The following is a 1,009-nucleotide window of genomic DNA, read 5'->3' as shown; positions in this document are numbered from 1 at the left end:
CCGCATCACCCAAGAGCTAAAAGAGCCGGGAGTCGTACAGGTTTATGACTTGCAAAAATACCAAAACAGCCTCGTGATGTTTGTCGAGGACTTTGGCGGCGAATCCTTGACTATTTGGATGCAGCAGCGCTCCTTTACTCTCGAAGAATTTTTACTTCTGGCGATCGCCACCACTGAAATTTTAGGGCTAATTCACAGGGAAAACATTATCCACAAAGATATTAACCCTTCTAATATTGTTTACAACCCCCAAACTAAACAATTAAAAATTATTGATTTTGGCATTTCCACTCAGCTAAGCCGAGAAACACCGATACTGAAAAACCCCGGAGTTCTGGAAGGAACCCTTGCTTACATTTCACCCGAACAAACCGGGAGAATGAATCGTACTCTCGATTACCGCAGTGACTTTTACTCCCTCGGCGTCACCTTCTACGAATTGCTGACAGGAAAGCTGCCTTTTGAGACAGAAGATGCTTTAGAACTGGTTCACTGCCACATAGCCAGACAGCCGCTTTCCCCGCACGAAATCAAGCCAGAAATTCCCCTAATTATCTCGCTTCTTGTCAGTAAATTGATGGCGAAGAATGCCGAAAATCGGTATCAAACTGCCTTGGGGATAAAGCATGATTTAGAAATGTGTCTGCTGCAATTACAAGAAACGGACAGCATAGAAAAATTTGACTTGGGAACGCGGGATATTACAGACCGTTTCCTGATTCCCGAAAAACTCTACGGCAGAGAAACTGAAGTTGATAATCTATTAGCAGCCTTTGAGCGAGTCAGTACAGGTAGCGCCGAAATGATGCTGGTAGCTGGCTTTTCTGGGATTGGTAAAACCTCCGTAGTCAACGAAGTCCACAAGCCGATAGCCAGACAGCGGGGCTATTTTATTAAAGGCAAATACGACCAATTCCAGCGCAATATTCCTTTCAGTGCATTTGTGCAAGCATTTCGGGAATTGATGGGGCAATTATTATCAGAACCGGATGCTCAATTACAAACATGG

General features: G+C 44.3%; 1 protein-coding gene. It reads left to right on the top strand.

Going from position 1 to position 1,009, the window contains the following annotated elements:
• On the top strand, window positions 1–1,009 hold a 1,009-nt coding region (locus ACUVJL_RS39595), incomplete at both ends, for a protein kinase domain-containing protein (RefSeq protein ID WP_445250821.1).

Origin of the sequence: Microcoleus sp. OTE_8_concoct_300 (assembly GCF_031383065.1) — a bacterium.
GTDB lineage: Bacteria > Cyanobacteriota > Cyanobacteriia > Cyanobacteriales > Microcoleaceae > Microcoleus.
Note: the sequence above shows the minus strand (reverse complement) of the source record. Positions and strands in the feature narration are given on the sequence as shown.